Raw genomic sequence first — 26936 nt, 5'->3', positions numbered from 1 at the left:
GCATCCAGTACTCCGAGGCAGCGCGGCTAGGAACGAGGCGCCGTGGCGTACTGGATCGCCCGCCCCAGTGCGCAATTGCGCACAAGGCGGGCGATGACGGTGGAGCGGGTCGCGACAGCCCGCATACGGTCGGGCTCGACGACCTCAGCCCTTGCCCTCGCGCTTGCCGTCCTCCAGCGGCACCACGGTGCCGCTTGCGCTCATCGCCGACAGGGCCTCCAGCGCCTCTTCACAGAAGTCGGCGACCATCTGCTCGTGCCGGGCGCCGAGCTGAAGCAGGAGGAGGTTACCGAGGTCGAGTACGCCGGAGGCCGCCCCTTCCGGAAAGCGCTTCTTCAGGATGCGCTCGTAGTTCTCGTGGCGATCGCGGTGGTGCTCGAGCCGGGCCATCAGGTCGGTTCGCATGGGCTCGATGCCGATGCTGTCCAGCGCATGTAGCCGCACCAGGAGGTCGTCCTTGATGGAAGGGGGCGTGCTTGGCCGCGCGGCCCAGTGCCGCAGCGCTGTTCGGCCCTCCGGAGTCAGCGTATAGATCAGCTTATTGGGCTTGCCTGTCTGCACGACCTCGCGGCCCTGGATGTAGCCGCGGTCGCGCAGCTTGGAGAGCTCGCGGTAGATTTGCTGGTGGTCGGCCTTCCAGAAGAAGCCGATCGAGGAATCGAATGTCTTGGCGAGCTCGTAGCCCGTCATCGGACGTTCCGTCAGGCATGCGAGGATTGCGTCGCCTAAAGCCATGACCCGGTCCTCCTGTTCTCGACCTTAACCAATTGGCTTGACTTTATGCGCATCGGCGCATATGCGTCAATGTGCATATGAGGCGACCCAAAAACGAGGGCAAACACCGCCCCGAAAACCCCAATGGAATCAACCTTCGCGCTACTGTGCATGGGGTTGTTTTCGCGTTTTTTTGCGCAAGCCTTTAGGGAGGCAGCTGAATGACCGGCCTCGATTCCTGGTACGGCTACATGAAGTCGCATGACCGGGCAGCGCTCTGGGACCTGCTCCATCCCGACGCCGTCTTCGAAAGCCCCGTCGTGCATTCGCCGCAGCGCGGACGCGACATCACCTTCAAATATCTCGCCAGCGCCGAGAAGGTGCTTGGCGGCCCCGGCTTCCTTTATGTCGGCGAATGGAAGAGTGAGAGCGGCGCCGTGCTCGAATTCAAGACCATCATCGACGGCATCGAGATCAACGGCGTCGACATCATCACCTTCGACGGCGACGGACGCATCACGCATTTCAAGGTGATGGTGCGGCCGCTCAAGGCGATAAACATGCTGCACCGCCTGATGGCGGAGCAGTTGGCCGCCGCTCAATCCTAAGCCAGCATCATCACTTCAAGGCCTGCCGGGAGACCACCATGCCGATCTACAAAGCCCCCGTCGAAGACGTGAACTTCCTGCTCAACGACGTCTTCCAGATCGATCGCTACGACAATCTGGCCGGCTTCTCCGATGCGTCGAGCGACGTGCGTGAAGCCATTCTCGGCGAAGCTGCCAAGCTCGCCGAAGAAGTGCTGCAGCCGCTCAATCGCGTGGGCGATCTCGAAGGCTGCAAGCGCGCCGATGACGGCAGCGTCACCACGCCGACGGGATTCAAGGAGGCGTTCAAGCAGGTCGCCGAGGGCGGCTGGCTCGGCCTGTCGGCACCAACCGAGTTCGGCGGCCAGGGTCTGCCGGTGACGCTGAGCCAGGCGGTCAACGAATTCCAGATCTCCGCTAACATGGCGTTCTCGATGTATGGCGGCCTCACCATGGGCGCGACCGCGGCGCTGATCGTCCACGGCACGCCGGAGCAGAAGCAGACCTACGTGCCGAAGATGGTGGCGGGCGAGTGGACCGGCACCATGAACCTGACCGAGCCGCATTGCGGCACCGATCTCGGCATGCTCCGCACCAAGGCGGTGCGGCAGGCCGACGGCAGCTTCAAGATCACGGGCACCAAGATCTTCATCTCGGCCGGCGAGCATGACCTCGCGCCCAACATCATCCACCTCGTGCTTGCACGCATCGAGGGCGCGCCCGCCGGCATCAAGGGCGTGTCGCTGTTCGTGGTGCCGAAATTCCTGGTCAATGCCGATGGTTCGGTCGGCGCACGCAACGGCGTGGTCTGCGGCTCGATCGAGCACAAGATGGGCATTCACGGCAATTCCACCTGCGTGATGAACTACGACAACGCCACCGGCTGGCTGATCGGCGAAGAGAACAAGGGCATGCAGGGCATGTTCGTGATGATGAACGAGGCCCGCCTCGGCGTCGCCGTGCAGGGTCTCGCGCAGTCGGAAGTGGCCTATCAGAACGCGGTCGCCTATGCCCGGGATCGCATCCAGGGCCGTTCGCTCACCGGTGCCAAGGCGCCGGACAAGCCGGCCGATCCGATCATCGTCCATCCCGACGTGCGCCGCACGCTGCTGTCGATCCGCGCCTTCAACGAGGCCGCGCGCGCCTTCGTGATGTGGACCGCGCTAAAGAGCGACGTCGCCCATCGCTCCGAGGATCCCAAGGACCGCCAGGCCGCCGACGATCACATGGGCCTGATGACGCCGGTGCTGAAAGGCTTCCTCACCGACTACGGCTTCGCCAACGCGGTGCAGGCGCAGCAGATGTATGGCGGCCACGGCTACATCGCTGAGCAGGGCATGGAGCAGTTCGTGCGCGATGCCCGCATCGCCATGATCTACGAAGGCGCCAACGGCATCCAGGCGCTCGACCTCGTCGGCCGCAAGCTGCCGCGCGACGGCGGCCGCGCCATCATGGCGTTCTTTGGCGAGGTCATGGCCTTCGCCAAGGACAACGGCGGCGACGAGGCGATGAAGCCTTTCATCACCCCGCTCTCGGCTTCGCTCGGCCATCTCCAGCAGGCCACGACGTGGCTGATGCAGAACGCGATGGCCAAGCCCGACAATGCCGGTGCCGCCGCCACCGATTACCTGAATCTCTTCGGCTTCGTCGCGCTCGGTTACATGTGGGCGAAGATGGCGAAGGTGACGCAAGCCAAGATTGCCGAGAGCGGGGCGACTCCCTATCTCTCGACCAAGCTCGTCACCGGCCGCTTCTTCATGGAGCGGATGCTGCCGGAGACCGCCGCCAATCTCGCGCGCATCCAGGCCGGCTGCGCCACCATCATGGAACTGCCGGCGGAAGCGTTCTGAAGCCGCTTTCGCTGCGACCCGTCCAAACCGGATCACGACCAGAAGATCATCACATCAGGAGGGCGTTATGCCTGAGGCATTCATTTACGACCACGTCCGCACCCCGCGCGGCCGCGGCAAGGCGGACGGCGCGCTGCACGAAGTCACCGCGCTCGCGCTCGCGACCGTGCCGCTCAAGGCGCTCAAGGACCGCAACAACCTGCCGGAAGATTCCGTCGATGACGTCATTCTCGGCGTGGTCGATCCGGTCGGCGAAGCCGGCTCCGACATCGCGCGCTTTGCCGCGCTGAAGGCGGGCCTCGGCGAAGCGGTGCCGGGCGTCCAGATCAGCCGCTTCTGCGCCTCCGGCCTCGATGCCGTGAATTTTGCCGCAGCCCAGGTGATGAGCGGCCAGCACGAGCTGGTGATCGGCGGCGGCGCCGAATCGATGAGCCGCGTCGGCATCGGCGCTTCCGGCGGCGCCTGGCCGATGGACCCCTCGATGGCAGTGCCGGCCTATTTCATGCCGCAGGGTGTCTCGGCCGATCTGATCGCGACCAAATACGGCTTCTCGCGTGACGACGTCGACGCCTATGCGGTGCAGAGCCAGCAGCGTGCGGCGAAGTCCTGGGAAGAAGGCCGCTTTGACAAGTCGGTCGTCCCGGTCAAGGACATCAACGGCCTCACCATCCTCGCCAAGGACGAGCATATGCGTCCTTCGACGACGATGCAGTCGCTGGCGCAGTTGCAGCCTGCGTTCACGATGATGGCACAGATGGGCGGCTTCGACGGCGTCGCGGTGCAGTCGCATCCGGAAATCGAACGCGTCAATTACGTGCACCATGCCGGCAATTCGTCGGGCATCGTCGATGGCGCCGGCGCCGTTCTGCTCGGCAGCAAGGAAGCCGGCGGCAAGTACGGCCTGAAGCCGCGCGCAAGGATCCGCGCATTCGCCAATATCGGCTCCGAGCCCGCGATGATGCTGACCGGCCCGGTCGACGTCACCGAGAAGCTGTTCGCGCGCTCCGGCATGAAGAAATCGGATATCGACCTGTTCGAGCTCAACGAGGCCTTCGCCTCCGTCGTGCTGCGCTACATCCAGGCCTTCGACATCGACAACGCCAAGATCAACGTCAATGGGGGTGCGATCGCGCTCGGCCATCCGCTCGGCGCGACCGGTGCCATGATCCTCGGGACCGTGCTCGACGAGCTCGAGCGTACCAACAAGGCGACCGCACTGGTGACGCTGTGCATCGGCGGCGGCATGGGCACCGCGACCATCATCGAACGCGTCTAAGGGCAGGGAGCAACCAGCATGGCTTACAAGAACTTCAAGGTTGAGACCGATTCCGACGGCATCGCGCTCGTGACCTGGGACATCCCGGGCCGTTCGATGAACGTGCTCGACGAGACATCGACCAGCGAGCTCGACGCGATCGTCAAGGCGACCACGGCCGACGCCGCGGTGAAGGGCGTCGTCATCACCTCCGCCAAGGAAGCGTTCTGCGCGGGTGCCGATCTGTCCATGCTCGAAGGCATGAATCAGGCCTACGCAAAAGTGTTTGGGGAGCAGGGCGAGACGGCCGCGAACCAGATGCTGTTCGAGCAGAGCCGGCGCTTCTCGCTGGTGCTGCGTTCCATCGAGACCTCCGGCAAGCCGTGGGCGGCGGCGATCAACGGGCTCGCGCTCGGCGGCGGTTTCGAGATCACGCTGGGCTGCCACTATCGCGTGGCGGCGGAGAATCCCAAGACCCGCCTCGGCCTGCCCGAGGTCAAGGTCGGCCTGTTCCCCGGCGCCGGCGGCACGCAGCGCGTGCCGCGCCTGGTGCCGCCGCAGGACGCGATGACGATCCTGCTCAAGGGCGATCCGGTCACGATCGAGAAAGCCAAGGCGCTGAATCTGATCCACGCCATCGTTCCCGCCGCCGACCTCGTCAAGGCGGCAAAGGACTGGATCAAGGGCGGCGGCAAGGCTGTTGCGCCCTGGGACGAGAAGGGCTTCAAGCTGCCGGGCGGTCCGGTGTTCTCCAAGGCCGGCATGATGATGTTCCCGGCCGGCAACGCGATCTATCGCCGCGAGACCTACGACAATTATCCGGCCGCACGCGCGATCATGAGCTGCGTCTACGAGGGCCTGCAGCTGCCGATCGACGCCGCGCTCCGTGTCGAGTCGCGCTACTTCACCTCGGTGCTGCGCTCGAAGGAAGCGGCTGCGATGATCCGCAGCCTGTTCCTGTCGATGCAGGAGCTCAACAAGGGCGCGCGCCGTCCGAAGGATGTGCCGCCGACCAAGGTGAAGAAGATCGCCGTGATCGGCGCCGGCTTCATGGGCGCGAGCGTCGGCTATGTCTCAGCCCGTGCCGGTCTCGACGTCGTCCTGATCGATCGCGACCAGGAGAGCGCCGACAAGGGCAAGGCGCATGCGCAAAAGGTGATCGAGGAGCAGATCAAGAAGGGCCGCGCCAAGCCCGGCGACGCAGAAGCGCTGCTCGCGCGCATCACGGCGACCGCGGACTATTCCGCGCTCAAGGACGTCGATCTCGTCATCGAGGCCGTGTTCGAGGACCGCAAGGTCAAGGCTGATACCTTTGCCAAGGCGCAGGAGCACATGAAGCCGGACGTGATCTTCGCGTCCAACACCTCGACGCTTCCGATCACCTCGCTGGCGGAATCCTTCAAGGACCAGGGCAGGTTCGTCGGCATCCACTTCTTCTCGCCGGTCGAGAAGATGATGCTGGTCGAGATCATCCAGGGCAAGAACACCGGCGATCTCGCGATCGCGACCGCGCTCGACTACGTCCGGCAGATCGGCAAGACGCCGATCGTCGTCAACGACTCCAGAGGCTTCTTCGCCAATCGCTGCGTCGGCCGCTACGTCGCCGAGGGCAACGAGATGTTCCTCGAGGGCGTGCCGCCGGCGATGATCGAGAACTGTGCCAAGATGGCCGGCATGCCGGTCGGCCCGCTCTCGCTGTCGGACGAGGTCGCGCTCGACCTCGGGCTCAAGATCATGAAGGCGACGGAAGCCGACCTCGGCCCCAACGCCATCAATCCCGATCAGAAGAAGCTGATGGTGGAGATGGTCGAGAAGCAGGGCCGTCTGGGCCGCAAGAACAGCAAGGGTTTTTACGATTACCCCGAGAAGGGCAAGGGCCAGAAGAGCCTGTGGCCGGGCTTGTCCGCGCTGCAGCCCAAGCAGCTCGATCCCGATACCCTCGACGTTGAGGAGTTGAAGCAGCGCTTCCTGGTAGTGCAGGCGGTGGAGGCCGCGCGCACCGTTGAGGACCACGTCATCACCGATCCGCGCGAAGCGGATGTCGGCTCGATCCTCGGCTTCGGCTTCGCGCCGTTCACCGGTGGCACGCTGTCCTATATCGACTTCATGGGCCCGAAAAAATTCGTCGAGCTTTGCCACAAGCTGGAAGCGAAATACGGCTCGCGCTTCACCCCGCCGAAGCTCCTTGAGGAGATGGCCGCGAAGGGAGAAACCTTCTACGGCCGCTTCGCTCCGAAGAAGGCGGCGGCGTGATTCTCTGAACCCGTAGCCGGGATAAAAAATACGAAAGGCCGGATTTTCGATCCGGCCTTTCGCATGTGCGCTCAGGCAGCCTGGATCAGCCCTTCCTTCTTCATCGCTTCCTGCACCTGCGGCCGCGCCGCGACGCGGGTCTTGTACGCGGCAAGGTTCGGCATCGCCGAGAGGTCGAACTTCATCCGGTCGCCCCAGGTCAGCATCGTGAAGAGATAACCGTCGGCCACCGTGAACTGCTTGCCCATGAGGTAGTCGCGGCCGGCGAGCTGGCTGTCGATGTATTTCAGCTTGCCCATGACGCGGTCCTTGAAGAAGGCCTTGGCCTCGTCGTTCAGCGTCGGCGCGAACATCGGGCCGAAGCTCTTGTGGACCTCCGAGGTGAGGAAGTTCAGCCATTCGAGCAGCTTGTAGCGCTCGGCGCTGCCGTGGGCCGGCGCCAGCGCCTTGGCTGAGGCCTGATCGGCGATCATCTGGACAATCACCGGGCCTTCGGTCACGATCTCTCCGCTATCGAGGCCCAGCGCAGGGACCTGGCCCTTGGGGTTCAGCTTCAGATAATCCTCACCGTTTTCGAGCTTCTTGGCCCGAATATCGACCTTGACCAGTTCATAGGGCAGGCCGGCTTCCAGGAGCGCGATATGGGGGGACAGCGAGCACGCACCGGGCGAATAGTACAATTTCATGGAATTTCCTCCTCTTGTTGCTTGGTTCAGGCGAAAGAACGACTACATGCATCTGCTTGAAATAGTCAAGATTGATGCAGGTGCATCGAATAGGGTAAGAGACGGGCGACGAGCTTGAGCGGGACCATGAAACGCAAACCATCGACCGAGGCGACTTCCGCCTGGATCCGCTTGATGCGGGTGCAGAGCCGTGTGCTCAATTGCGTCGAGCAGGACCTGAAGAAGGCCGGCTTCCCGCCGCTCGCATGGTATGACGCGCTGCTCGAACTGTCACGGGCGCCCTCGGGCGAGCTCCGGCCGGTCGAACTCGAACGGCAGATGCTGATCCCGCAATATTCGACATCGCGGCTGATCGACCGCCTGGTCGACGAAGGCCTCGCCTCGCGGCGTGAATGCAAGATCGACAAGCGCGGCCAGTTCGTGGAGATCACGGAAGCCGGCCGCGAATTGCAGAAGCGGATGTGGGGCGCCTATTCGGCCGCGATCGAGAAATATGTCGGTTCGAAGCTGTCCGATGCGGATGCCGTGAAGCTCAGCGGTCTGCTCGACCGTCTGGGCTGCTCGTGCGGCGAGATGAAACTGCCGCCTGCCCACGTCAACGAAACCACGCCGTTGCGATGATCGCGCGGCAAACCAGCTCGTCCGTGCAGCCGGTGGCTGCGCGGACCATCCCTGTCACCCACGCGCGTTCGATCGAAGCGCTTTTGATTAGAGTCTGATATGGCGCGAGACCAGATCGATATGACGCCGCTGCAATCGCGCGACGAACTCGTCGCGTGGTTCGAGGCTGGTTGCAAGGACCCGTCCGAATTCCGCATGGGCACCGAGCACGAGAAGACGCCGTTCACGCTCGAAGGCCACCGTCCGGTGCCCTACGAGGGCGCGCGCGGTATCGGCGCGCTGCTCGAAGGCATGAAACTCCTGCTCGGCTGGGAGCCGATCATGGAGAAGGGCAACATCATCGGCCTCTACGACGTCACTGGCGGCGGCGCGATCTCGCTCGAGCCTGGCGGGCAGTTCGAACTCTCGGGTGCCCCCGTCGAGAACGTGCACCAGACCCAGAGTGAGCTGATGGCGCATCTGGCGCAGGTGCGCGAGATCGCAACGCCGCTCGGAATCGGCTTCCTCGGGCTCGGCATGACGCCGTCCTGGTCGCGCGCCGACATCCCGGTGATGCCCAAGGGCCGCTACAAGATCATGACCAATTACATGCCGAAGGTCGGCCAGTACGGCCTCGACATGATGTACCGGACCTGCACGGTACAGACCAATCTCGACTTCTCCTCCGAAGCGGACATGGTCAAGAAGCTGCGTGTCTCGCTCGCGCTCCAGCCGGCCGCAACCGCCTTGTTCGCCAATTCGCCGTTTACCGAGGGCAAGCCAAACGGCTTTCTCTCCTTCCGGTCCGAGATCTGGCGCGACACCGACAACGCGCGCGCCGGCATGATGCCGTGGGCATTCGAGGACGGCATGGGCTTCGAGCGCTATGTCGACTACGCGCTCGACGTGCCCATGTATTTCGTCAAGCGCGACGAGGACTACATCGACGTCTCGGGCTCCTCGTTCCGCGCCTTCTTCGATGGCCGCAACAACAATTTGCCCGGGGAACGCCCGACGCTGTCGGACTGGGCCAACCATCTTTCGACGATTTTCCCGGAGGTGCGGCTCAAGCGCTATCTCGAGATGCGCGGCTCCGACGGTGGCCCGTGGGGCCGTCTGCCGGCGCTATCGGCGTTCTGGGCCGGGTTGCTCTACGACGATGTGTCGCTGGATGCCGCCTGGGACCTCGTGAAGCACTGGACCGCGCATGAGCGTCAGGCGCTGCGCGACGACGTGCCACGCTTCGGGTTCAAGTCGCGAATCAAGGACCGCTATCTGTTCGAGATCGCCAAGGAGTGCCTCGTTCTGGCGCATGCCGGCTTGCGCCGGCGCGGCCGGATCGACCAGCTTGGCCGCGACGAGACCAGGCATCTGGAGCCGCTCGATCGCATTATCGATTCCGGCCGCACGCCGGCTGAGGAGATGCTCGACAAGTTCAACGGTCCCTGGAACCGCTCGGTGGAACCGGCCTACGCGGAATACGCGTTCTAGACCCAAGGCAAAACGATCGGACTCGGGCCGTTCATCGCCCGTACAGGTTTGCGGCGATCAAATGGCCAGCTGAAAAACCCGAGCGTCGTCAATAACTCGAAAGCTGTTCCGATGGGGAAGGGCCGCCTGGCCGTCATGGCAAGCGTCCTGGCAGGCGTCGTAGCCTGCGCCGCGTTGCTTTCGCTCGTGTTTGCGAGCTGGCCTGCGCGCGCCCAGACGGCGTTCGACCGGCCAGGCGGAGATTATTTCAGCTCTCCGGTCACGTCGGGCGATCCCGAGGATTGCGCGCTGCTGTGCGAGCGCGACCGCCGTTGCCGCTCGTGGAGCTTCAACTATCCTGACATCGAAGGCGGCTCGGCGGTGTGCTGGCTGAAGAACACGGTGCCTGCGCGCGTGCCGGGAAGCTGCTGCATCTCCGGCGTGCGCGGCGCCGGTGTGATCGAGCCGCGTGTCGAAGGCGTGGAGACCTCCATCGACCGCCCCGGCGGCGATTTGCGCAATTTCGAGATGAAGGACGGCGAAGGCGAAGAAGCCTGCAAGGCCGTCTGCACCGCCGACAACAAATGCCGCGCCTTCACCTATGCCCGCCCGGGCTACACGGGACGCGAAGCGCGCTGTTTCCTGAAAAAGGAGATCAAGCCGCCGCGGCGGAAGGCGGGATTCACGTCGGGCGTGGTGAGATAGCTCGGATCATTCCGGCGCAATCACCGTAAGCTCGGGCCACAACGCCCTCCATCTCGCGGCCTTTACCGCGTAATTCGCTGCGGAGAAATTCGGGCTTGGATTGGGGCGTGCAATCAAGCCCGCCACGTCATCGAAGCCGTGCGGCGCATAAACGTCGAAACCGTCGTCCGAGCGCCGCACGCCCACTTGCGTGTTCTGTGTGAGGAAACGGTCGATACCGTCAGTCGAGCACGACAGCGGCGGATAGGGCAGGCCGTGCTTGGCCGGGTACCACAGATGCACGCGTGCCTGGTTGCGGGTCTCGATCTTGACGCCGAGATGATCGAGGCGCGCTTGCAGCTTGCGGATCACGACGTCCTCCGCGTCCCAGGAGGTGTCAGGGTCGAAGTAGAAGACGTCGTAATCGGCAATGCCGTAATCGATCGCACGGCCGGTGAGCACGTTCCAAACCGATTGCACGAGACATCCCGAGACCAGCCACGCATCGGGCAGCGCGAGCTGGTGGAGCTCATCGAGAATCGCGACGTTAATCGGGTTCTTTAGCGCCAGCGCGAGGAAGCGGGCCTCATCCATGACAGTCGTCACGCGCTCACGCGTGCATCATAATCCGCTCGCGCCGCCTTCGAAGCCAGCGCGCGCCAACGCCGCCGCAGCAGCGACTCCACGATCGCGCGCTTTGCCTTGGACAGGCGGATCAGCACTATCGGATAATCGGCGTAGTGATCGGTGAAGTAGAAGATTTTTGGCTGGCTCTCGACCAGCATCGCGCGCTCGTCGAGCGGGACGTCCGGCATCACCAGGCTGTCGCCATCTTCCTTCAGACGCGCCAGCATCTTCTTGCGCACCTTTAGTGCGGGCGTGCCGTAGGAGGTACCGTCCTCGACCTCCGGCCACGTCAGTGCGAATTTTCTGACGTCGTCGAAGGTCATGAGATCGGTTCAATGCACGGCGGTGAAAAACCGCGCCATGCGAAATCCGGACAGCCAGGTCCACACCGGCTGGCCCCGGATACCGAGATCCCAGGATCCGAGCACGGCGTCTGCGCGGCCGACCAGATTGTCGATCGGCAACATGCCGACGCCGCCGGAGCGCAAGGGCACGCGGCTGTCGGCGGAATTGTCGCGGTTGTCGCCGAGCACGAAGAGATGGCCTGCCGGCACCGTCACTTCCTGCGTGTTGTCGAGCGGACCGTTGTCACGCATCTTGAAGATCAGATGCGAGACGCCGTTCGGCAGCGTCTCGACATAGCGATAGGCGGGTTCGCTGCCGCCATTGTCGTCCTCGGCGGCACCAACGCCGTCCGGCTTCAACTCGGCGGGGCGATCGTTGACGAAGAGCTGGCCCTGGCGCAGCTGGATGCGGTCGCCGGGCAGGCCCACGACGCGCTTGACCCAGGCCTGCGAGCGGTCGCCGGGCCAGCGGAAGACCACGACGTCGCCCTGCTTCGGCGTTTCCGCGAAGACGCGGCCGCTCTCGGGCAGGTTGATCTGGATCGGCAGCGACGAGGTGCCGTAGCCGTAGGGGAATTTCGAGGCGATCAAGGCGTCGCCGATCAACAGCGTCGGCTCCATCGAGCCCGACGGCACGTAGAACGGCTCGGCCAGCGCACCCTTGGCGATGAACACCGCCGCGACGATGCCGGCGAGCTGCACCAGCTGGCCGCCCCAGCCGCTGCTCTTCCGCTTGGTGGTGACAGTTATCTTCTCGACGCTCATCCGCCTGTTCCACCCACCGTAATGCGTTCCATCAACAGCGACGGCTGGCCGACGCCGACCGGCACGCCCTGACCGTTCTTGCCGCAGGTGCCGATGCCGGTATCGAGCGCGAGGTCGTTGCCGATCATGCGGATGCGATGCAGGTCGGTCGGCCCGTTGCCGATCAGCATGGCGCCCTTCAGGGGCGCACCGATCTTGCCGTTCTCGATCTTGTAAGCCTCGGTGCACTGAAACACGTATTTGCCCGAGGTGATATCCACCTGGCCGCCGCCGAAATTCGCGGCGAAGACGCCGTTCTTCACCGACGCGAGGATCTCGGCCGGATCGCGGTCGCCCGCCAGCATGTAGGTGTTGGTCATGCGCGGCATCGGCACGTGGGCATAGCCCTGGCGGCGGCCGTTGCCGGTCGGCTTCATGTTCATCAGGCGGGCGTTCTGACGGTCCTGCATGTAGCCGACCAGGACGCCGTCCTCGATCAGCACGGTGCGGTTGGTCGGCGTTCCCTCATCGTCGATCGACAGCGAGCCGCGGCGCGAGGCAATCGTGCCGTCGTCGACCACGGTCACGCCCTTGGCCGCGACCTGCTGGCCCATCAGGCCGGCAAACGCGGACGTCTTCTTGCGGTTGAAGTCACCTTCGAGGCCATGGCCAACCGCCTCATGCAGCATCACGCCGGGCCAGCCGGCCCCGAGCACGACGTCCATCTCGCCGGCGGGGGCGGGAATCGATTCCAGGTTGACCAGAGCCTCACGCAACGCGCCGTCGGCGGCGTCGCGCCAGTTCTTGCTTTCGATGAATTCGGCGTAGCCGGCGCGGCCGCCATAGCCCTTGCTGCCGCTCTCCTGGCGGTCGCCCTGACCGGCGACGACGGAGACGTTGACGCGCACGAGCGGGCGGATGTCGCGATAGCTCTCGCCGTCGGGCCGCAGGATCTCGACCACCTGCCAGGTCGCGCCCAGGCTGACGCTGACCTGCCGCACCCGCGGATCCTTGTCGCGCAGATAAGCGTCGATCTCGGCGAGCAGTTTGACCTTGGTCTCGAAGCCGGGGGCATCGAGCGGATTGTCGTCACTATAAAGCCGCACGTTGGTATGCGCAGGAGGCGCGGCGAAGCTGCCGGAATAACCGCCGCGCACGGCCGCCACCGCGTCCGCAGCGCGAATCAGCGCCGGCAGCGACACGTCGGAGGAATGCGCGTAGCCGACGGCGTCGTCCTTGACGGCGCGCAGGCCAAAACCCTGCGAGGTATCGTAGGTCGCCTGCTTCAGCCGGCCATTGTCGAACATCAGCGCTTCGGTCTGGCTGTATTCCAGGAACAATTCGCCGTCGTCGGCACCGGCAAGCCCGCGCGCGAGCTCGTTGCGAACCTGGTCGCGGTCGAGATTGGCGCGGTCGAGCAGGGAGGTTGTGGCAGGGTTGGTCATGCGTCCGTCCATTATCGGGGGATGTGAGGCAAGATAATGGTTTCCCGGCAGTTCCGCGAGGGCGCCAAGTCTCACATTACGGAAACAATAGGATTCGCGGGCCTAACCGCCCTTCGCACTACGGCAGCTTGTCATAGCCCTCGCCGAGCCCGTTGAGGCTGAGCGGGAAGCCGATGCCTTCTTCCGGGGTCTCGAAGATGATGAAGGTCGCGGTCTTGGCAGTGCGGAGCTGGCCGAGCAGCTTGTCGTCCATGACGACCTCGGCGACGCAGCCATTGGGCAGGCAGCGGACAAAGCCGGCACGGCCTACGTCCTGGTTGTCGAGCTTGAGGCCGAGGCCGGAGGGCAGGAGAACGCCGAGGGGGGCGACCACCCGCATCAGGCGGCTCTTCTGGTCGGCGGTCTTGAGAACGATCACGGTCAGGCCGGCGTTGGAGCGGTCTTCGGCCACCACGCTCTGGATCAGGGCGCATTGCTCGGACTGGGCGCCCGGCGGGGTGTCGCAGCGGATCTGCCAGTCGCCATGGACGGAGCGCACCGCGCCCTGCGCATGGGCGAGGCCCGGAAGCGCCAGGACGACGACCGCCGCCAGCAGAGCGGCCAGCATCGTGAGGCTGCCAGCCTGGCTTTTAGCCCGCCTTGCCATGGATCTCGAAAACCCCATCGGGTCGGTCCCTCTGCTCGCCTGGGTCGCTCGCGTCAGGCGGACTGATACGGGAATGACGGCGTCTTGAAGGCGATTCGCAAGCAAATTCCACGCCGCCCCGGCCGCAATCGCCCGCACGAATCAGGTTCCTGTGCGGCTGTGCGCCAAGTGCCTACCGCGGGCAATTCCGCTGTCAAGCGGCAGCATCCCGGGAAATGGTATTTTTGTCTGATGTTACTAGGAAATATCTTGCGGGTGATGGCTGACAGACGAGGCTCAAGACTGCATTGCGATAGATCAAGAATTATGGTTTGAGAGGCTTGATTTCGGCGTTCTAGCGATCTGGCCCCAATTCCTCTTAGAGGTATTCTTGCGCGGCGGTTTGTCAGACGGGGGGATCGAATAAAGCGTTTCCCGAAAATAGGGGAATGCACTTGGGGTGATTTCGTTAGGGGAGCGCGAACGGCATGAAGATGTCGATGGGCCCGGTGGGCCGGCACTTGCTGGGATTGGCCGTGGCGGGTCTGACGCTGGCGACGGGCGGTGCGGCATTTGCCGAGCTGGGGCAGCCGGCTGCGTGGGAGTGGACGCTTCAGCAGTCCGGGTCCCCGGTGATGGACAACATCGTCTGGTTCCACAATTTCCTGTTCGTGCTGATCACGCTGATCACGCTGTTCGTTCTGGCGCTGCTCGTGATCGTTGTCGTGAAGTTCAACGCGAGAGCCAATCCGGTGCCGTCGCGGACCACGCACAACACGCTGATCGAGGTGGCGTGGACGCTCGTGCCGGTGTTGATCCTGGTCGGCATTTCGGTGCCGTCGTTCCGCCTCCTGTTCCTCGAGCTCGACGTGCCGAAGGCGGATCTGACCATCAAGGCGACCGGCAAGCAGTGGTACTGGTCCTACGCCTATCCTGATAACGGCAAGTTCGAGTTCGACTCGCTGATGGCCCAGGACAAGCAGCCCCGTCTGCTCGGCGTCGACAATGAGATGGTGGTGCCCGTCAACAAGGTGGTTCGGGTTCAGGTGACCGGGGCCGACGTGATTCATGCCTTTGCGCTGCCGGCCTTCGGCGTCAAGATCGACGCCATTCCGGGCCGGCTCAACGAAACCTGGTTCAAGGCCACCAAGACCGGCATGTTCTACGGCCAGTGCTCGGAATTGTGCGGCAAGGACCACGCCTTCATGCCGATCGCGATCCGTGTGGTGAGCGACCAGGAGTTCGCCTCCTGGGTCGAGACCGCGAAGAAGAAATATGCGAGCGGCGGCACCAGCACCTACGCCTCCACGGCCGGCCCGACGCAGTGAGCGCCGGGCGCAGGGTTCGAGGAAACTGAAAGCGACATAAGGCGGGACCTCCAGAGGTCCGATCGGGACGCAAGGCAGGATTAGAAAATGGCAACGAGCGCAGCGGCACACGGCGATCACGCGCAAGACCACGGACATGACGAGCACGCCCATCCGACCGGATGGCGGCGCTACGTCTATTCGACCAACCACAAGGACATCGGCACGATGTACCTGATCTTCGCGGTCATCGCCGGCGTTATCGGCGCCGCGATGTCGATCGCGATCCGTGCCGAGCTGATGTATCCGGGCGTGCAGATCTTCCACGAAACGCACACCTACAATGTGTTCGTGACCTCCCACGGCCTGATCATGATCTTCTTCATGGTCATGCCCGCGATGATTGGCGGCTTCGGCAACTGGTTCGTGCCGCTCATGATCGGCGCGCCCGACATGGCGTTCCCGCGCATGAACAACATCTCGTTCTGGCTGCTGCCGGCCTCGTTCGCGCTGTTGCTGATGTCGACCTTCGTCGAGGGCGAGCCGGGCGCCAACGGCGTCGGCGCCGGCTGGACCATGTACGCGCCGCTGTCGAGCTCGGGCCATCCGGGCCCGGCGGTGGACTTCGCGATCCTGTCGCTGCATCTGGCGGGCGCTTCCTCGATCCTGGGCGCCATCAATTTCATCACCACGATCTTCAACATGCGCGCGCCGGGCATGACCCTGCACAAGATGCCGCTGTTTGTGTGGTCGATCCTGGTGACGGTGTTCCTGCTGCTGTTGTCGCTGCCGGTGCTCGCCGGTGCGATCACGATGCTGCTCACTGACCGCAATTTCGGCACGACGTTCTTCAATCCGGAAGGCGGCGGCGATCCCGTGCTGTTCCAGCATCTGTTCTGGTTCTTCGGTCACCCCGAAGTGTACATCCTGATCCTGCCCGCCTTCGGCATGGTCAGCCAGATCGTCTCGACCTTCTCGCGCAAGCCCGTGTTCGGCTATCTCGGCATGGCCTACGCCATGGTCGCGATCGGCGGCATCGGCTTCGTGGTGTGGGCGCACCACATGTACACGGTCGGCATGTCCTCGGCGACGCAGGCCTATTTCGTCGCCGCCACGATGGTCATCGCGGTCCCGACCGGCGTGAAGATCTTCTCGTGGATCGCCACGATGTGGGGCGGCTCGATCGAGTTCCGCGCGCCGATGATTTGGGCGGTGGGATTCATCTTCCTGTTCACCGTCGGCGGCGTCACCGGCGTGGTGCTGGCGAATGCCGGCGTCGACCGCGTGCTCCAGGAGACCTACTACGTGGTCGCGCACTTCCACTACGTGCTGTCGCTCGGTGCGGTGTTCGGAATCTTCGCCGGCTGGTACTACTGGTTCCCGAAGATGTCGGGCTACATGTACAATGAAGGGCTCGCCAAGGCGCACTTCTGGGTCACCTTCATCGGCGTGAACCTGGTGTTCTTCCCGCAGCACTTCCTCGGTCTGTCGGGCATGCCTCGCCGCTATGTCGATTATCCCGACGCGTTCGCGGGCTGGAACCTGGTCTCGTCGGTCGGCTCCTACATCTCCGGCTTCGGCGTGCTAATCTTCCTCTACTGCGTGATCGACGCCTTTGCGAAGAAGGTGCCGGCTGGCGACAATCCGTGGGGTGCAGGTGCGACCACGCTGGAATGGACGCTGCCCTCGCCGCCGCCCTTCCACCAGTTCGAAGTGCTGCCCCGCGTGCAGTAAGCCAATGCTCGCGGCGCCCGTGACGGGCGCCGCAGCTCGACAACAAGCGAGTCAGTCTAGTGTCCGTCCTCGACCACAACGCAATCGACATCAATCCCCGCATCTCCGAAGCGGAGGTTGGCGATTACATCGCGCTCCTGAAGCCGCGGGTGATGTCGCTGGTGATCTTCACCGCGCTGGTCGGAATGGCGATGGCGCCCGGGCATTTCCACCCGGTGCTGGCCATCACCTCGCTGCTCTGCATCGCGGTCGGCGCCGGCGCGTCCGGCGCGCTCAACATGGCGCTCGAAGGCGACATCGATGCCAAGATGTCGCGCACGGCGAACCGGCCGATTCCGCGCGGCCGCATCACCCGTCCCGAGGCGATGACCTTCGGCATGACGCTCGCCTTCTTCTCGGTGATGACGCTCGGCATCCTGGTCAACTGGATCGCGGGCGCGCTGCTCGCCTTCACCATCTTCTTCTACGTCGTGATCTACACGATTGGCCTGAAGCGCTGGACCGCGCAGAACATCGTGATCGGCGGTGCCGCCGGCGCGCTGCCGCCCGTGGTGGCCTGGGCCGCGGTCACAGGCACGGTCGATGTCGAGCCGCTGCTGCTGTTCGCCATCATCTTCTTCTGGACCCCGCCGCACTTCTGGGCGCTGGCGCTGTTCCGCTCCGACGACTACGCGCGCGCCGGCATTCCGATGCTGCCCAACGTCGCCGGTCCCGACGCGACGCGGCTTCAGATCCTGCTCTATACCATCGTGCTGATCGCGGTCGCGGCTGCGCCCTGGGCGCTCGGCTATTTCGACGCCATCTACGGCATCGTCTCGCTGATCCTCGGCGCCGGCATGCTGGCGTTCGCCATCAACGTTTATGTGCGTCGTGAGCGCAGCCAATCGCTGCGGGCGACCCGCAAGCTGTTCGCGTTCTCCATCCTTTATCTGTTCGCGCTGTTTGCGACCTTGCTGACCGAGGTCGTGTTCCGGGCGCTTGCGCCGATGGTAGGGGGCGCATGATCGCAGGAATGGCCGACAAACCCGAGATAGATGGAATCGTCCTCACCGAGGCGCAGAAGAAGAGCCGCCGTCAGCGCTCGATCGCGATCGCGCTCGCGCTCGGCGTACTCGTGGTGCTGTTCTTCGCCGTGACCATGGTCAAGGGGCCGGCCGTGCTCGTCCGGCCGATGTAGGAAACATGGATCAGAAGCCGACCATATCGCGGGATCAGGGCCCGATGGCCACCAAGGGACGCAGGCCTGCCAAGGGGCTTGGCCGCGACGTGGTGGTCGCCTCGATCTGCGGAGGCGTGGTCGCGCTGATGGTCGGCGCCTCCTACGCGGCGGTGCCGTTCTACAACTGGTTCTGCCGCGCCACCGGCTTCAACGGCACGACCCAGGTCGCGACCTCGGCGCCGGCCAGCGGCCCGATCGCACGGAAGATCGCGGTGCGTTTCGATTCCAACGTTGCGCCCGGCCTGCCCTGGAAGTTCGAACCGGAGCAGAGCGAGATCGAGGTCAATATCGGCCAGGTCGTGACCGTCTTCTACACTGTGACCAACCAGGCCGCGCGGACCACCGCAGGCCAGGCCGCCTACAATGTCGCGCCGCTGACGGTCGGATCCTATTTCCAGAAGATCAACTGCTTCTGCTTCACCGAGCAGACCATGGCGCCCGGCGAGAAGCGCGAGATGCCGGTCGTGTTCTACGTCGATCCGTCGATTGCCGACGACCACGAGAACGACGGTCTCAATACGATCACGCTGTCCTACACGTTCTATCCGGTGAAGGATCCGGTGGTGAAGCCGCTCGCGGCCAGCGAAGACGACAAACGCAAGGGAAATCTCTGATCGCCGGGCTCACGCGCCGGGGTTGGAAATAAGGGGATAAGTGCCTGACAGGCACGGGATTGAGGAGCGAGACCGCAAATGGCAACGGCGCAAACCAAGCATCACGACTACCATCTGGTCGATCCCTCGCCATGGCCCGTCGTCGGCTCCATCTCGGCCTTCATCATGGCGGTCGGCGCGATCACCTGGATGCACCACATGTTCTCGGCTGCGCCGATCATCTTCGGTGTCGGCACCGTCGGTGTGCTCTACACCATGGCGAGCTGGTGGGGCGACGTGATCAGGGAAGCCCAGTACAAGGGCGACCACACCCGCGTCGTGCAGCTGCATCACCGCTACGGCATGATCCTGTTCATCGCCTCGGAGGTGATGTTCTTCGTCGCCTGGTTCTGGGCCTATTTCAACGCGGCGCTATTCCCGGCCGACGCCGTCCACGCCACCCGCGATGCGGTGTTCGGCTGTGGTCTCGGGACCGCGGCCGGAGCCTGCACCGTGCCGGGCACCTGGCCGCCGCACGGCATCGAGACCTTCGATCCCTGGCATCTGCCGCTCCTGAACACGCTGATCCTGCTCACCTCCGGCACCACGGTGACCTGGGCCCACCATGCGCTGCTCGAGAACGATCGCCAGGGCCTGAAATATGGCCTGATCCTCACCGTCGTGCTCGGCGCGCTTTTCACCTGCGTGCAGGCCTATGAGTACAGCCACGCGGCATTCTCCTTCGGCGGCAACGTCTACGGCGCGACCTTCTTCATGGCGACCGGCTTCCACGGTTTCCATGTGCTGGTCGGCACCATCTTCCTGCTGGTGTGCCTGTTCCGCGCCTATGCTGGCCACTTCACGCCGACCCAGCATCTCGGTTTCGAGTTCGCCGCCTGGTACTGGCACTTCGTCGACGTGGTCTGGCTGTTCCTGTTCCTGTGCATCTATGTCTGGGGACACGGCGCCGAGACCATGGCCCACGGCGCGCACTGAGCGGGCTGACTTCCGATCGAGAAAGGGCGGCCCCGGGCCGCCCTTTTGCTTTTTTGCGCGCAGGGGTTTCGGCAGAAACTGTGATAGACCCTTTTGCCATGAACGAAGCCGCCAATACGTCCGAGCCGCAAGCCACCGTCCTGCAAAGCGCGCTGCGCGGACTTGCCTGCAAATGCCCGCGCTGTGGCCAGGGCAAGCTCTATGCAGGCTTCCTGACGCTTGCGCCTTGTTGCGAGCGTTGCGGCCTCGACTACGCCTTCATCGATTCCGGTGACGGTCCGGCGATCTTCATCATCATGCTGGCCGGCGCGATCGTGGTCGGCTGCGCGCTCGTCGTCGAGGTCAAGTACCAGCCGCCGTACTGGCTGCACGCGGTGCTGTGGCTGCCGCTGATCCTTGCGACTACCCTGCTGCCGTTGCGCGCGATGAAGTCGCTGCTGATCGCACTGCAATTCCACCATAAGGCGGCGCCGGGCCGGCTGGTCGATCGCGCGAAATGAACGAGACCGCGCGCAAGCCCCGCGTGGCCGGCTTCGCGCTGTTCACGCTTTTCCTGACCGCGGTCTGCGTCACGCTCGGCGTCTGGCAATTGCAGCGCCGCATCGCCAAGCACGAGCTGATCGCCGCACTGACCGAGCGCCTCGCGGAGGCACCGGTCGCTCTGCCGCCGCCGGCACGATGGGCCGCGCTAAGTCCCGCGCGCGATGAATTCCGCCGTGTCAGCTTTACCGCGACCTACGCGCCGTTGCCCGATGCGATGGTCTATTCCTCCGGATCCGCCGTGCGTAAGGACGCGTCGGGCCCCGGCACCTGGGCCTTCCTGCCGGCGCGGCTGCCGAGCGGCGAGACGGTGGTGATCGATGCGGGCTTCGTCGAAAACACCATGCAGGATCGCAGCGTCGAGGATCGCGCGGTCAGGAAGCTCGTCACCGGGCAGGCGGTCTCGTTCACCGGCTATCTGCGCTTCCCCGAGGCACCGGGCTGGCTGACCCCGGTGGAGAACCGCGGCAAGCGGCTGTGGTTCGTGCGCGATCACGTGGCGATCGCGAGCGCGCTGGGCTGGGGCGCGGTTGCGCCGTTTTATGTCGACCTCGAGCAGCCGGCGCCCGAGAACGGCATTCCGCGGCCGGGGCCGCTCGACGTCCATCTCAAGGACGATCACCTGCAATACGCCATCACCTGGTTCACCCTTGCAGGCGCCGTGCTCATCGCCTTCGCCGTGTGGGCAAGAGGGCGGCGGCGGGGCTGAGCTCCGTAGATCCACTTAGGGAACCCGGTATCGCCCGGGGTTTACCATTCAGCGCACATTCACGAGTGTGGTCCTAAGCCGCCAGTAATTTTCCGCGGCAGACAGGATTGCAGCGTGAGTGATTTCGACCAGATGGGAATTGTCGTCGATTGGGTGGATGCCTGCAGGAAGGGCGACCTCGCGACGCTCCTCGACCTCTATGCGGATGACGCCCAGGTCGAATGCACGTGCAACGGCACGCAGCGCTATCGCGGCCGGAGCGAGCTCGAAGCCTATTGGCAGCCGCGGCTCAGCGCTTTCTCGTCGGCCGGTTTCGGGTTGGAGGAAATCCATCCTGCACCCCACGGCGTCGATCTCGAATATTCCGTCGCCGGCGCGCTGCGCATTCGCGCCTCGTTTTGTTTCAGCCCCGACGGCAAGATCCGCACCACGCTGTGCGAGCCGGCGCGACAGAACGCGCAGCTTGGCTGTGCGTGCTAGAGTTTCCGTTCTGATTAATCAGAGCCGAACACCAGATTCTGTTTTGGCGTTTTCTTCACGCGAACCGGTATCCACTTCGCTCGAAAGCGCTTCAATCGCTGACCGGTGCCTCGCGTGCCGGTTCGGCGGGAAGGCGGCAGCGCACATAGGTTCTGTCGTCCACGCGCAGCAGTGACAGCGATCCGCTGAGTGCGCGCACGCGCTCATGCATGCCGGTCAGGCCGCGGCCGAACAGATTCCCTTCGGGAAAGCCGCCGCCGTCGTCGGAAATCTCGATGACGACCGTCTCGCCGGCGAAGGTCGCCTGCACATGGGCATGGCTGGCGCCGGCATGACGCAGCACGTTGGTCAGCGCCTCCTGAATCACGCGATAGACGGTTTGAGCCAGCGGCCCGTCGATCGCGTTGAGATTCGGATCGACCGTGTCCGTCAGGTCGATAGACGGCGCCTGCTTGCGAAAATTTCGGAGCAGCGTCTGCACACTGGTCTCCAGACCCAATTCCTCGATGTAGAGCGGTCGCAACCGGTCGAGGATGCGGCGGTTGGTCTGCTGGAGCGCCTCGACCGATTGCAACACCTCCTGCGCCGAACTGCTGAGATTTCCCGCCGGGGGCGAGGCATCGACCAATGCGATCGTGCCGACGCGGATGCCGAACAGCAGCGGACCGAGTTCGTCGTGCAGTTCGCGCGCGAGATCGCGCCGCTCGTCGTCCTGGAGCGAGACCAGGCGGTGCAGCAGGTCGCGATTGTCCTGGCTCAACTGCGCCAGCGTTTCGGCCAGCGCATTGGCCTCCTCGCAGCTTTGCCGGATTTCCGGCGGTCCCCCGACCGAGATCGGTGTTGCGTAGTCGCCGCGTCGTAGCCGCGTGAGGCCTGCGCCAAGATCCTGCAGTGGTCGCAGGGCTGATCCCGCAAACACATAGGCGACGACCCCTGTCAGCCCGGTCAGCGCGACGACGAAGCCGGCCAAGGCGAGGAAGCCCACCCAGGTCTCGAACAGCGCTGCGGACAGGTCCGGCACAAACACGATGTCGCCGAAATGCTCGCCGTTGAGGGATACCGGAAATGCGATGTGCAAGTCCGGAATGGAAAGGAGACTGACGAACCATTTTGGTGGGCCATGCGAACCTTGCAGGCCCCTCGACGCAAAGGGAGGAGCAACCGCTCCTGCAGGAAGGAATTGAATATCTGAGGACTCGTCCAGCATCCGGACGAAGTCATCCAGGGTCCTTCGCGGATGGTCGGATGAACGCAGAGCGTTGTTGAGGGCCTCGGCCACGGCTTTGGTCGATCGTTGGGCCGGCTGGTTCTCCTCGGCGAGCTGACCGGTCGTGAAGACGTGCAGCAGGACGCCGCCCATGATCAGCGCCGCCATGAACAGCAGGCCGAGCGGCAGAAACAATTGTGTACTGAAGGACAGCCGTTGCCACATTAGGTCAATTCTAACGCGCATCAGGGGATTTTGCTCTTTCCATTTGTTCCCGTCGGTTTATGAATCGAAAAACTAGAGAGTTACAATGCAAGATACTGCCAAGCCGGCGACCCGCGTCCTGATTGTCGACGACCATCCCGTGGTGTTGTCCGGTTGCCGCACCCTGTTCGCCTCCGACCATTCGATCCGGATCGACGAGGCGACCGACGCCAAATCCGGGCATCGCGCCTATGTCAGCAGGCGGCCCGACGTCACTGTGATCGACATCAGCCTGCCCGACGTCTCCGGCTTTGAACTGATGCGGCGCATTCGCAAGGACGATCCCGACGCCAAGATCATCATGTTCAGCATGAACGATGATCCAGCCTTCGTGGTGCGGGCGGTCGAGCTCGGGGCCCAGGGCTACGTCTCCAAGGGCGACGATCCCCGGATCCTGCTCAAGGCGGTGCGCAAGGTGGTTGCGGGCGACAATTTCATCTCACCGCAGCTCGCGGAAGCCGTGACGTTTTCCGGCGCGGCGATCAAGGCCAATCCTGCCTCGCAGATGACGCCGCGGGAGCTCGAGATTCTTCGCCTGTTGGGGCGAGGCGACAAGATCGTCGAGGTCGCCGAGGCGCTCGGCATCTCCTACAAGACCGTCGCCAACACCACCTCTCTGCTCAAGCAGAAGCTCGGTGCCAAGAACCATTCCGACCTGATCCGGATCGCGGTGGAAATCGGGATGAACTGACGCCTCGGGGCACCGAACCGGCTGCACCAGGATGCTGCCGGTTCGGCGGGCGGACCGGTCTCGGCGCTCAGCCGGGCAATGCATGGATAGCGCCGACACCATCCGCCGACACAATGAGCGCAGCCGTCGTTCGTTCCCGAACTGTGCTGTCGTTCGGGATATAATGGTAATGCGTGACGCGAAGCTGCTGGCGAACGTTTGCCCGCGCCAAAACGTGTCGGGAAAAACAGGAACATTTTCTCACACATTCCGTTTTGTCCCTTGACGATATCGTGACAGCCGACGAAAGCTTGCGCGAACAGTTTTTGCGGGTCGGTGACCCCAAGACGCCAAACCGGTCTGCACACAACGACAGACCTTCCAAGAGAGGGCTGCGGCATTGCCGCAGCCCTTTTCGTTGGCAGCGCTTTTCGTTGGCAGCCTTTTTCCTGGGACGGCCCCAGGCGCGAAGCGGTTTCCTGATGCCGCAAAACACTTTATGGTGGCCCAAAGCCTCTGGCTGTTAACAAGTAATTTCGTAAAATCAAAGGCTTGCGGACCGAGTCCAGGCTCGGCCGGCCTTTGGAGGGCAGTTTGACTCGTTATATCTCGACCCGGGGCGAGGCCCCCGAACTCGGCTTTTGCGACGTGATGCTGACCGGGCTCGCTCGCGACGGCGGCCTGTATGTGCCGGCCACCTGGCCGCAACTCTCGCCTGACGCCATCGCCGGCTTTTTCGGGCGTCCCTATTGGGAGGTCGCGGTCGAGGTGATCCGCCCTTTCGTCGCCGGCGAGATCTCGGACGCCGAGCTCGGCCGTATGGCGAACGAGGCCTACGCCACCTTCCGCCATCCGGCGGTGGTGCCGCTGCGCCAGATGGCGCCGCACCAGTTCGTGCTGGAGCTGTTCCACGGCCCGACGCTCGCCTTTAAGGACGTGGCGATGCAGCTGATCTCGCGGCTGATGGACCACGTGCTCGCCCAGCGCGGCCAGCGCACCACCATCGTGGTCGCGACCTCGGGCGACACCGGCGGTGCTGCGGTCGACGCGTTCGCAGGACTCGAAAATGTCGATCTCATCGTGCTGTTCCCGCATGGCCGCATCTCCGAGGTGCAGCGGCGAATGATGACGACGACGGGCGCGGCCAACGTCCATGCGCTCGCCGTCGAGGGCAATTTCGACGATTGCCAGGCCCTCGTGAAGGCGATGTTCAACAACCATCGCTTCCGCGATGCGACGTCGCTGTCCGGCGTGAATTCCATCAATTGGGCGCGCATCGTCGCCCAAGTGGTCTACTATTTCACCTCCGCCGTTGCCGCCGGTGCACCCGCGCGCGCGGTGGACTTCGTCGTGCCGACCGGCAATTTCGGCGACATCTTCGCCGGCTATGTCGCCAAGCGCATGGGTCTTCCGGTGCGGACCCTGGGCATCGCCGCCAACGTCAACGACATCCTGGCGCGCACGCTGAAGACCGGGATCTACGAGGTGCGCGAGGTCCACGCGACGGCTTCGCCGTCGATGGACATTCAGATCTCCTCGAATTTCGAGCGGCTGCTGTTCGAGGCTGGCGGGCGCGATGCTGCCGGCGTGCGCCGTCTGATGGATTCACTGAAGCAATCGGGCCGCTTCGTGCTGCCCGATGCGACGCTGGCCGCGATCCGCGAGGGATTTGACGCAGGCCGGGCCGACGAGACCGAGACCGCGGCCGCGATCCGCGCCGCCTGGCGCGAGGCCGGCGAGCTGGTCGATCCCCACACCGCGGTCGCGCTTGCGGTCGCCGACCGCGACACCACGGACAGGACGGTTCCCAGCATCGTGCTGTCCACCGCCCATCCGGCCAAATTCCCCGATGCGGTCGAAGCGGCCTGCGGCCAGCGGCCGCAACTGCCGGCCTGGCTCGATGGTCTGATGACCAAATCCGAACACATGAAGGTGATGAAGAACGACCAGACCGAGGTCGAGCGGTTCGTGCTGTCGGTCAGCCGCGCCGCGAAACAGGGAGTTGCCGGATGAGCGTCGAGATTTCCAAGCTTGCGTCCGGCCTCACTGTCGTCACCGACAAGATGCCTCATCTCGAGACCGCGGCGCTCGGCGTCTGGGCCGGCGTCGGCGGGCGCGACGAGAAGCCCAACGAGCACGGCATCTCGCATCTTCTGGAACATATGGCATTCAAGGGCACGACGAAGCGCTCCTCGCGCGAGATCGTCGAGGAGATCGAGGCGGTCGGCGGCGACCTCAATGCCGGCACCTCGACCGAGACCACGTCCTATTATGCGCGGGTGCTGAAGGCCGACGTGCCGCTCGCACTCGACGTGCTCGCCGACATCCTGGCCAATCCCGCCTTCGAGCCCGACGAACTCGAGCGCGAGAAGAACGTCATCGTGCAGGAGATCGGCGCGGCGCAGGACACGCCTGACGACGTCGTGTTCGAGCATCTCAACGAGCTCTGCTATCCCGACCAGCCGATGGGCCGCTCGCTGCTCGGCACTGCGAAGACCTTGCGTGCCTTCAGCCGCGACTCGCTGCGCGACTATCTGTCGACGCACTACCGCGGCCCCGACATGGTGGTGGCGGCCGCCGGCGCGGTCGATCACAAGCAGGTGGTCGCCGAGGTCGAGCAGCGCTTTGCCAGTTTTGAGGGGACAGCGGGTCCCAAGCCGCAACCCGCACAATTCGGCAAGGGCGGCACCAAGGTGGTGCATCGCGAGCTCGAGCAGGCGCATCTGACCTTGGCCCTGGAGGGCGTGCCGCAGACCGATCTGTCGCTGTTCTCGCTCCAGGTCTTTACCAACATCCTCGGCGGCGGGATGTCGTCGCGGCTGTTCCAGGAGGTGCGCGAGAAGCGCGGCCTCTGTTACTCAATCTACTCGTTCCATGCCCCCTATACCGACACCGGCTTCTTCGGCCTCTACACCGGCACCGATCCGGCCGATGCGCCCGAGATGATGGAGGTCGTGGTCGACATCATGAATGATTCGGTCGAGACCCTGACCGAGGTCGAGATCGCGCGGGCCAAGGCGCAAATGAAGGCGGGGCTGCTGATGGCGCTGGAGAGCTGCTCGTCCCGCGCCGAGCAGCTTGCTCGGCATGTGCTGGCCTATGGCCGGCCCCAGACCGCCGAGGAGCTGGTGGCCCGGATCGACGCCGTCAGCGTCGAATCGACCCGGGATGCGGCGCGTGCGCTGCTTTCGCGCAGCCGCCCTGCGGTTGTCGCATTGGGCAGTGGCAGGGGTCTGGACACGGCGGTGTCTTTTGCGGAAGGATTGACCCGGGCACGCGCCAAGGCGCGGCTGCATTAGGAGCCGCGCACGGGTTGATCCGCCCCGGGAAGCA

The 26936-nt window shown here is 64.2% G+C and carries 27 protein-coding genes; 19 read left to right on the top strand and 8 right to left on the bottom strand.

Annotation, left to right across the window (positions count from 1 at the left end; genetic code table 11):
• Positions 1 to 144: 144 nt before the first annotated feature.
• Entirely contained in the window at positions 145 to 735 is a 591-nt protein-coding gene (locus ACIPUD_RS21750) for a PadR family transcriptional regulator (protein ID WP_446481515.1), read from the bottom strand.
• A gap of 200 nt (positions 736 to 935) precedes the next feature.
• Here ACIPUD_RS21750 and ACIPUD_RS21745 point away from each other — a divergent pair, with 200 nt between their 5' ends.
• The 4 genes from ACIPUD_RS21745 (at position 936) to ACIPUD_RS21730 (ending at position 6659) form a co-directional block, all read left to right on the top strand.
• Positions 936 to 1322 carry a nuclear transport factor 2 family protein gene (locus ACIPUD_RS21745; RefSeq protein ID WP_446481514.1) on the top strand — a complete coding sequence of 129 codons (387 nt, stop codon included), beginning with the start codon at positions 936 to 938 and terminating at the stop codon, positions 1320 to 1322.
• Positions 1323 to 1360: 38 nt separating this feature from the next.
• Complete coding sequence (locus ACIPUD_RS21740) at positions 1361 to 3151, top strand: acyl-CoA dehydrogenase C-terminal domain-containing protein (protein WP_446481513.1); 1791 nt, start codon at positions 1361 to 1363, stop codon at positions 3149 to 3151.
• Between the two features lie 67 nt (positions 3152 to 3218).
• Entirely contained in the window at positions 3219 to 4427 is a 1209-nt protein-coding gene (locus tag ACIPUD_RS21735) for an acetyl-CoA C-acetyltransferase (RefSeq protein WP_018460017.1), read from the top strand.
• A gap of 18 nt (positions 4428 to 4445) precedes the next feature.
• Positions 4446 to 6659, top strand: a complete 2214-nt coding sequence (locus tag ACIPUD_RS21730) for an FAD-dependent oxidoreductase (RefSeq protein ID WP_446481512.1) — start codon at positions 4446 to 4448, stop codon at positions 6657 to 6659.
• 71 nt (positions 6660 to 6730) lie between these two features.
• Here ACIPUD_RS21730 and gstA read toward each other — a convergent pair whose 3' ends face one another.
• Positions 6731 to 7345 carry a glutathione transferase GstA gene (gstA, locus tag ACIPUD_RS21725; RefSeq protein ID WP_018460015.1) on the bottom strand — a complete coding sequence of 205 codons (615 nt, stop codon included), beginning with the start codon at positions 7343 to 7345 and terminating at the stop codon, positions 6731 to 6733.
• Between the two features lie 126 nt (positions 7346 to 7471).
• Between gstA and ACIPUD_RS21720 the strand changes: the two genes are divergently transcribed.
• The 3 genes from ACIPUD_RS21720 to ACIPUD_RS21710 all read left to right on the top strand — a co-directional run bounded on the left by ACIPUD_RS21720 (position 7472) and on the right by ACIPUD_RS21710 (position 10120).
• Entirely contained in the window at positions 7472 to 7966 is a 495-nt protein-coding gene (locus ACIPUD_RS21720) for a MarR family winged helix-turn-helix transcriptional regulator (protein ID WP_007599417.1), read from the top strand.
• 99 nt (positions 7967 to 8065) lie between these two features.
• The gene (locus ACIPUD_RS21715) at positions 8066 to 9436 is read left to right on the top strand and encodes a glutamate--cysteine ligase (protein WP_018460014.1); all 1371 of its coding nucleotides are present in this window, start codon (positions 8066 to 8068) and stop codon (positions 9434 to 9436) included.
• Positions 9437 to 9547: 111 nt separating this feature from the next.
• Positions 9548 to 10120 (top strand): PAN domain-containing protein, encoded by a 573-nt coding sequence (locus tag ACIPUD_RS21710; RefSeq protein ID WP_018460013.1) that lies wholly within the window; start codon positions 9548 to 9550, stop codon positions 10118 to 10120.
• Between the two features lie 6 nt (positions 10121 to 10126).
• On the opposite strand, the gene ACIPUD_RS21705 is transcribed toward ACIPUD_RS21710, so the two are convergent.
• From ACIPUD_RS21705 to ACIPUD_RS21685, 5 genes are all read right to left on the bottom strand, one after another.
• Positions 10127 to 10693 carry a nucleotidyltransferase family protein gene (locus ACIPUD_RS21705; RefSeq protein WP_085351978.1) on the bottom strand — a complete coding sequence of 189 codons (567 nt, stop codon included), beginning with the start codon at positions 10691 to 10693 and terminating at the stop codon, positions 10127 to 10129.
• An 8-nt stretch (positions 10694 to 10701) separates the two neighbouring features.
• A complete protein-coding gene (locus ACIPUD_RS21700) occupies positions 10702 to 11049 on the bottom strand; it encodes an MmcQ/YjbR family DNA-binding protein (RefSeq protein ID WP_368508846.1) in 348 nt (115 codons plus the stop codon).
• A gap of 9 nt (positions 11050 to 11058) precedes the next feature.
• Entirely contained in the window at positions 11059 to 11835 is a 777-nt protein-coding gene (lepB, locus tag ACIPUD_RS21695; protein ID WP_018460010.1) for a signal peptidase I, read from the bottom strand.
• Entirely contained in the window at positions 11832 to 13259 is a 1428-nt protein-coding gene (gene tldD, locus ACIPUD_RS21690; RefSeq protein WP_026233924.1) for a metalloprotease TldD, read from the bottom strand. Before tldD ends, lepB begins: the two co-directional genes overlap by 4 nt.
• Positions 13260 to 13377: 118 nt before the next feature.
• Complete coding sequence (locus tag ACIPUD_RS21685; RefSeq protein ID WP_026233923.1) at positions 13378 to 13923, bottom strand: invasion associated locus B family protein; 546 nt, start codon at positions 13921 to 13923, stop codon at positions 13378 to 13380.
• Positions 13924 to 14372: 449 nt separating this feature from the next.
• Between ACIPUD_RS21685 and coxB the strand changes: the two genes are divergently transcribed.
• From coxB to ACIPUD_RS21640, 9 genes are all read left to right on the top strand, one after another.
• On the top strand, positions 14373 to 15212 hold the full coding sequence (gene coxB, locus ACIPUD_RS21680; RefSeq protein WP_018460007.1) for a cytochrome c oxidase subunit II: 840 nt from the start codon (positions 14373 to 14375) through the stop codon (positions 15210 to 15212).
• Between the two features lie 87 nt (positions 15213 to 15299).
• Positions 15300 to 16925: a cytochrome c oxidase subunit I gene (gene ctaD / locus ACIPUD_RS21675; RefSeq protein WP_007605061.1), complete on the top strand. Its 1626-nt coding sequence runs from the start codon at positions 15300 to 15302 to the stop codon at positions 16923 to 16925.
• Between the two features lie 59 nt (positions 16926 to 16984).
• The gene (locus ACIPUD_RS21670; RefSeq protein WP_446481511.1) at positions 16985 to 17929 is read left to right on the top strand and encodes a heme o synthase; all 945 of its coding nucleotides are present in this window, start codon (positions 16985 to 16987) and stop codon (positions 17927 to 17929) included.
• Entirely contained in the window at positions 17926 to 18102 is a 177-nt protein-coding gene (locus tag ACIPUD_RS21665) for a hypothetical protein (protein ID WP_007599435.1), read from the top strand. The genes ACIPUD_RS21670 and ACIPUD_RS21665 overlap by 4 nt, the downstream gene beginning before the upstream one ends.
• A 5-nt stretch (positions 18103 to 18107) precedes the next feature.
• Positions 18108 to 18758 (top strand): cytochrome c oxidase assembly protein, encoded by a 651-nt coding sequence (locus tag ACIPUD_RS21660; protein WP_085351974.1) that lies wholly within the window; start codon positions 18108 to 18110, stop codon positions 18756 to 18758.
• A gap of 78 nt (positions 18759 to 18836) precedes the next feature.
• Positions 18837 to 19733 (top strand): cytochrome c oxidase subunit 3, encoded by an 897-nt coding sequence (locus tag ACIPUD_RS21655; protein ID WP_085351973.1) that lies wholly within the window; start codon positions 18837 to 18839, stop codon positions 19731 to 19733.
• Positions 19734 to 19831: 98 nt separating this feature from the next.
• Complete coding sequence (locus ACIPUD_RS21650; protein WP_085351972.1) at positions 19832 to 20233, top strand: DUF983 domain-containing protein; 402 nt, start codon at positions 19832 to 19834, stop codon at positions 20231 to 20233.
• Complete coding sequence (locus ACIPUD_RS21645) at positions 20230 to 20982, top strand: SURF1 family protein (RefSeq protein ID WP_085351971.1); 753 nt, start codon at positions 20230 to 20232, stop codon at positions 20980 to 20982. The genes ACIPUD_RS21650 and ACIPUD_RS21645 overlap by 4 nt, the downstream gene beginning before the upstream one ends.
• Positions 20983 to 21096: 114 nt before the next feature.
• Positions 21097 to 21462: a nuclear transport factor 2 family protein gene (locus tag ACIPUD_RS21640; protein ID WP_026233921.1), complete on the top strand. Its 366-nt coding sequence runs from the start codon at positions 21097 to 21099 to the stop codon at positions 21460 to 21462.
• A gap of 91 nt (positions 21463 to 21553) precedes the next feature.
• On the opposite strand, the gene ACIPUD_RS21635 is transcribed toward ACIPUD_RS21640, so the two are convergent.
• Complete coding sequence (locus ACIPUD_RS21635; RefSeq protein WP_446481581.1) at positions 21554 to 22894, bottom strand: histidine kinase; 1341 nt, start codon at positions 22892 to 22894, stop codon at positions 21554 to 21556.
• 85 nt (positions 22895 to 22979) lie between these two features.
• On the opposite strand from ACIPUD_RS21635, the gene ACIPUD_RS21630 reads away from it, so the two are divergent.
• The 3 genes from ACIPUD_RS21630 to ACIPUD_RS21620 all read left to right on the top strand — a co-directional run bounded on the left by ACIPUD_RS21630 (position 22980) and on the right by ACIPUD_RS21620 (position 26902).
• Positions 22980 to 23624 carry a response regulator transcription factor gene (locus ACIPUD_RS21630; RefSeq protein ID WP_204513205.1) on the top strand — a complete coding sequence of 215 codons (645 nt, stop codon included), beginning with the start codon at positions 22980 to 22982 and terminating at the stop codon, positions 23622 to 23624.
• 573 nt (positions 23625 to 24197) lie between these two features.
• A complete protein-coding gene (gene thrC, locus ACIPUD_RS21625; RefSeq protein WP_018459997.1) occupies positions 24198 to 25616 on the top strand; it encodes a threonine synthase in 1419 nt (472 codons plus the stop codon).
• Positions 25613 to 26902 carry a M16 family metallopeptidase gene (locus ACIPUD_RS21620; protein WP_007599446.1) on the top strand — a complete coding sequence of 430 codons (1290 nt, stop codon included), beginning with the start codon at positions 25613 to 25615 and terminating at the stop codon, positions 26900 to 26902. Before thrC ends, ACIPUD_RS21620 begins: the two co-directional genes overlap by 4 nt.
• Positions 26903 to 26936: the final 34 nt, after the last annotated feature.

The organism is Bradyrhizobium sp. CAR08 (assembly GCF_052871955.1).
This window is presented reverse-complemented; position numbering and strand designations above follow the sequence as displayed.

Bases quoted from the DNA above. Each gene is read 5' to 3' on its own strand.
- ACIPUD_RS21750 (WP_446481515.1), bottom strand. From the start codon at position 735: ATGGCTTTAGGCGACGCAATCCTCGCATGCCTGACGGAACGTCCGATG.
- ACIPUD_RS21745 (WP_446481514.1), top strand. From the start codon at position 936: ATGACCGGCCTCGATTCCTGGTACGGCTACATGAAGTCGCATGACCGG.
- ACIPUD_RS21740 (WP_446481513.1), top strand. From the start codon at position 1,361: ATGCCGATCTACAAAGCCCCCGTCGAAGACGTGAACTTCCTGCTCAAC.
- ACIPUD_RS21735 (WP_018460017.1), top strand. From the start codon at position 3,219: ATGCCTGAGGCATTCATTTACGACCACGTCCGCACCCCGCGCGGCCGC.
- ACIPUD_RS21730 (WP_446481512.1), top strand. From the start codon at position 4,446: ATGGCTTACAAGAACTTCAAGGTTGAGACCGATTCCGACGGCATCGCG.
- gstA (WP_018460015.1), bottom strand. From the start codon at position 7,345: ATGAAATTGTACTATTCGCCCGGTGCGTGCTCGCTGTCCCCCCATATC.
- ACIPUD_RS21720 (WP_007599417.1), top strand. From the start codon at position 7,472: ATGAAACGCAAACCATCGACCGAGGCGACTTCCGCCTGGATCCGCTTG.
- ACIPUD_RS21715 (WP_018460014.1), top strand. From the start codon at position 8,066: ATGGCGCGAGACCAGATCGATATGACGCCGCTGCAATCGCGCGACGAA.
- ACIPUD_RS21710 (WP_018460013.1), top strand. From the start codon at position 9,548: ATGGGGAAGGGCCGCCTGGCCGTCATGGCAAGCGTCCTGGCAGGCGTC.
- ACIPUD_RS21705 (WP_085351978.1), bottom strand. From the start codon at position 10,693: ATGGATGAGGCCCGCTTCCTCGCGCTGGCGCTAAAGAACCCGATTAAC.
- ACIPUD_RS21700 (WP_368508846.1), bottom strand. From the start codon at position 11,049: ATGACCTTCGACGACGTCAGAAAATTCGCACTGACGTGGCCGGAGGTC.
- lepB (WP_018460010.1), bottom strand. From the start codon at position 11,835: ATGAGCGTCGAGAAGATAACTGTCACCACCAAGCGGAAGAGCAGCGGC.
- tldD (WP_026233924.1), bottom strand. From the start codon at position 13,259: ATGACCAACCCTGCCACAACCTCCCTGCTCGACCGCGCCAATCTCGAC.
- ACIPUD_RS21685 (WP_026233923.1), bottom strand. From the start codon at position 13,923: ATGGGGTTTTCGAGATCCATGGCAAGGCGGGCTAAAAGCCAGGCTGGC.
- coxB (WP_018460007.1), top strand. From the start codon at position 14,373: ATGAAGATGTCGATGGGCCCGGTGGGCCGGCACTTGCTGGGATTGGCC.
- ctaD (WP_007605061.1), top strand. From the start codon at position 15,300: ATGGCAACGAGCGCAGCGGCACACGGCGATCACGCGCAAGACCACGGA.
- ACIPUD_RS21665 (WP_007599435.1), top strand. From the start codon at position 17,926: ATGATCGCAGGAATGGCCGACAAACCCGAGATAGATGGAATCGTCCTC.
- ACIPUD_RS21660 (WP_085351974.1), top strand. From the start codon at position 18,108: ATGGATCAGAAGCCGACCATATCGCGGGATCAGGGCCCGATGGCCACC.
- ACIPUD_RS21655 (WP_085351973.1), top strand. From the start codon at position 18,837: ATGGCAACGGCGCAAACCAAGCATCACGACTACCATCTGGTCGATCCC.
- ACIPUD_RS21650 (WP_085351972.1), top strand. From the start codon at position 19,832: ATGAACGAAGCCGCCAATACGTCCGAGCCGCAAGCCACCGTCCTGCAA.
- ACIPUD_RS21645 (WP_085351971.1), top strand. From the start codon at position 20,230: ATGAACGAGACCGCGCGCAAGCCCCGCGTGGCCGGCTTCGCGCTGTTC.
- ACIPUD_RS21635 (WP_446481581.1), bottom strand. From the start codon at position 22,894: ATGTGGCAACGGCTGTCCTTCAGTACACAATTGTTTCTGCCGCTCGGC.
- ACIPUD_RS21630 (WP_204513205.1), top strand. From the start codon at position 22,980: ATGCAAGATACTGCCAAGCCGGCGACCCGCGTCCTGATTGTCGACGAC.
- ACIPUD_RS21620 (WP_007599446.1), top strand. From the start codon at position 25,613: ATGAGCGTCGAGATTTCCAAGCTTGCGTCCGGCCTCACTGTCGTCACC.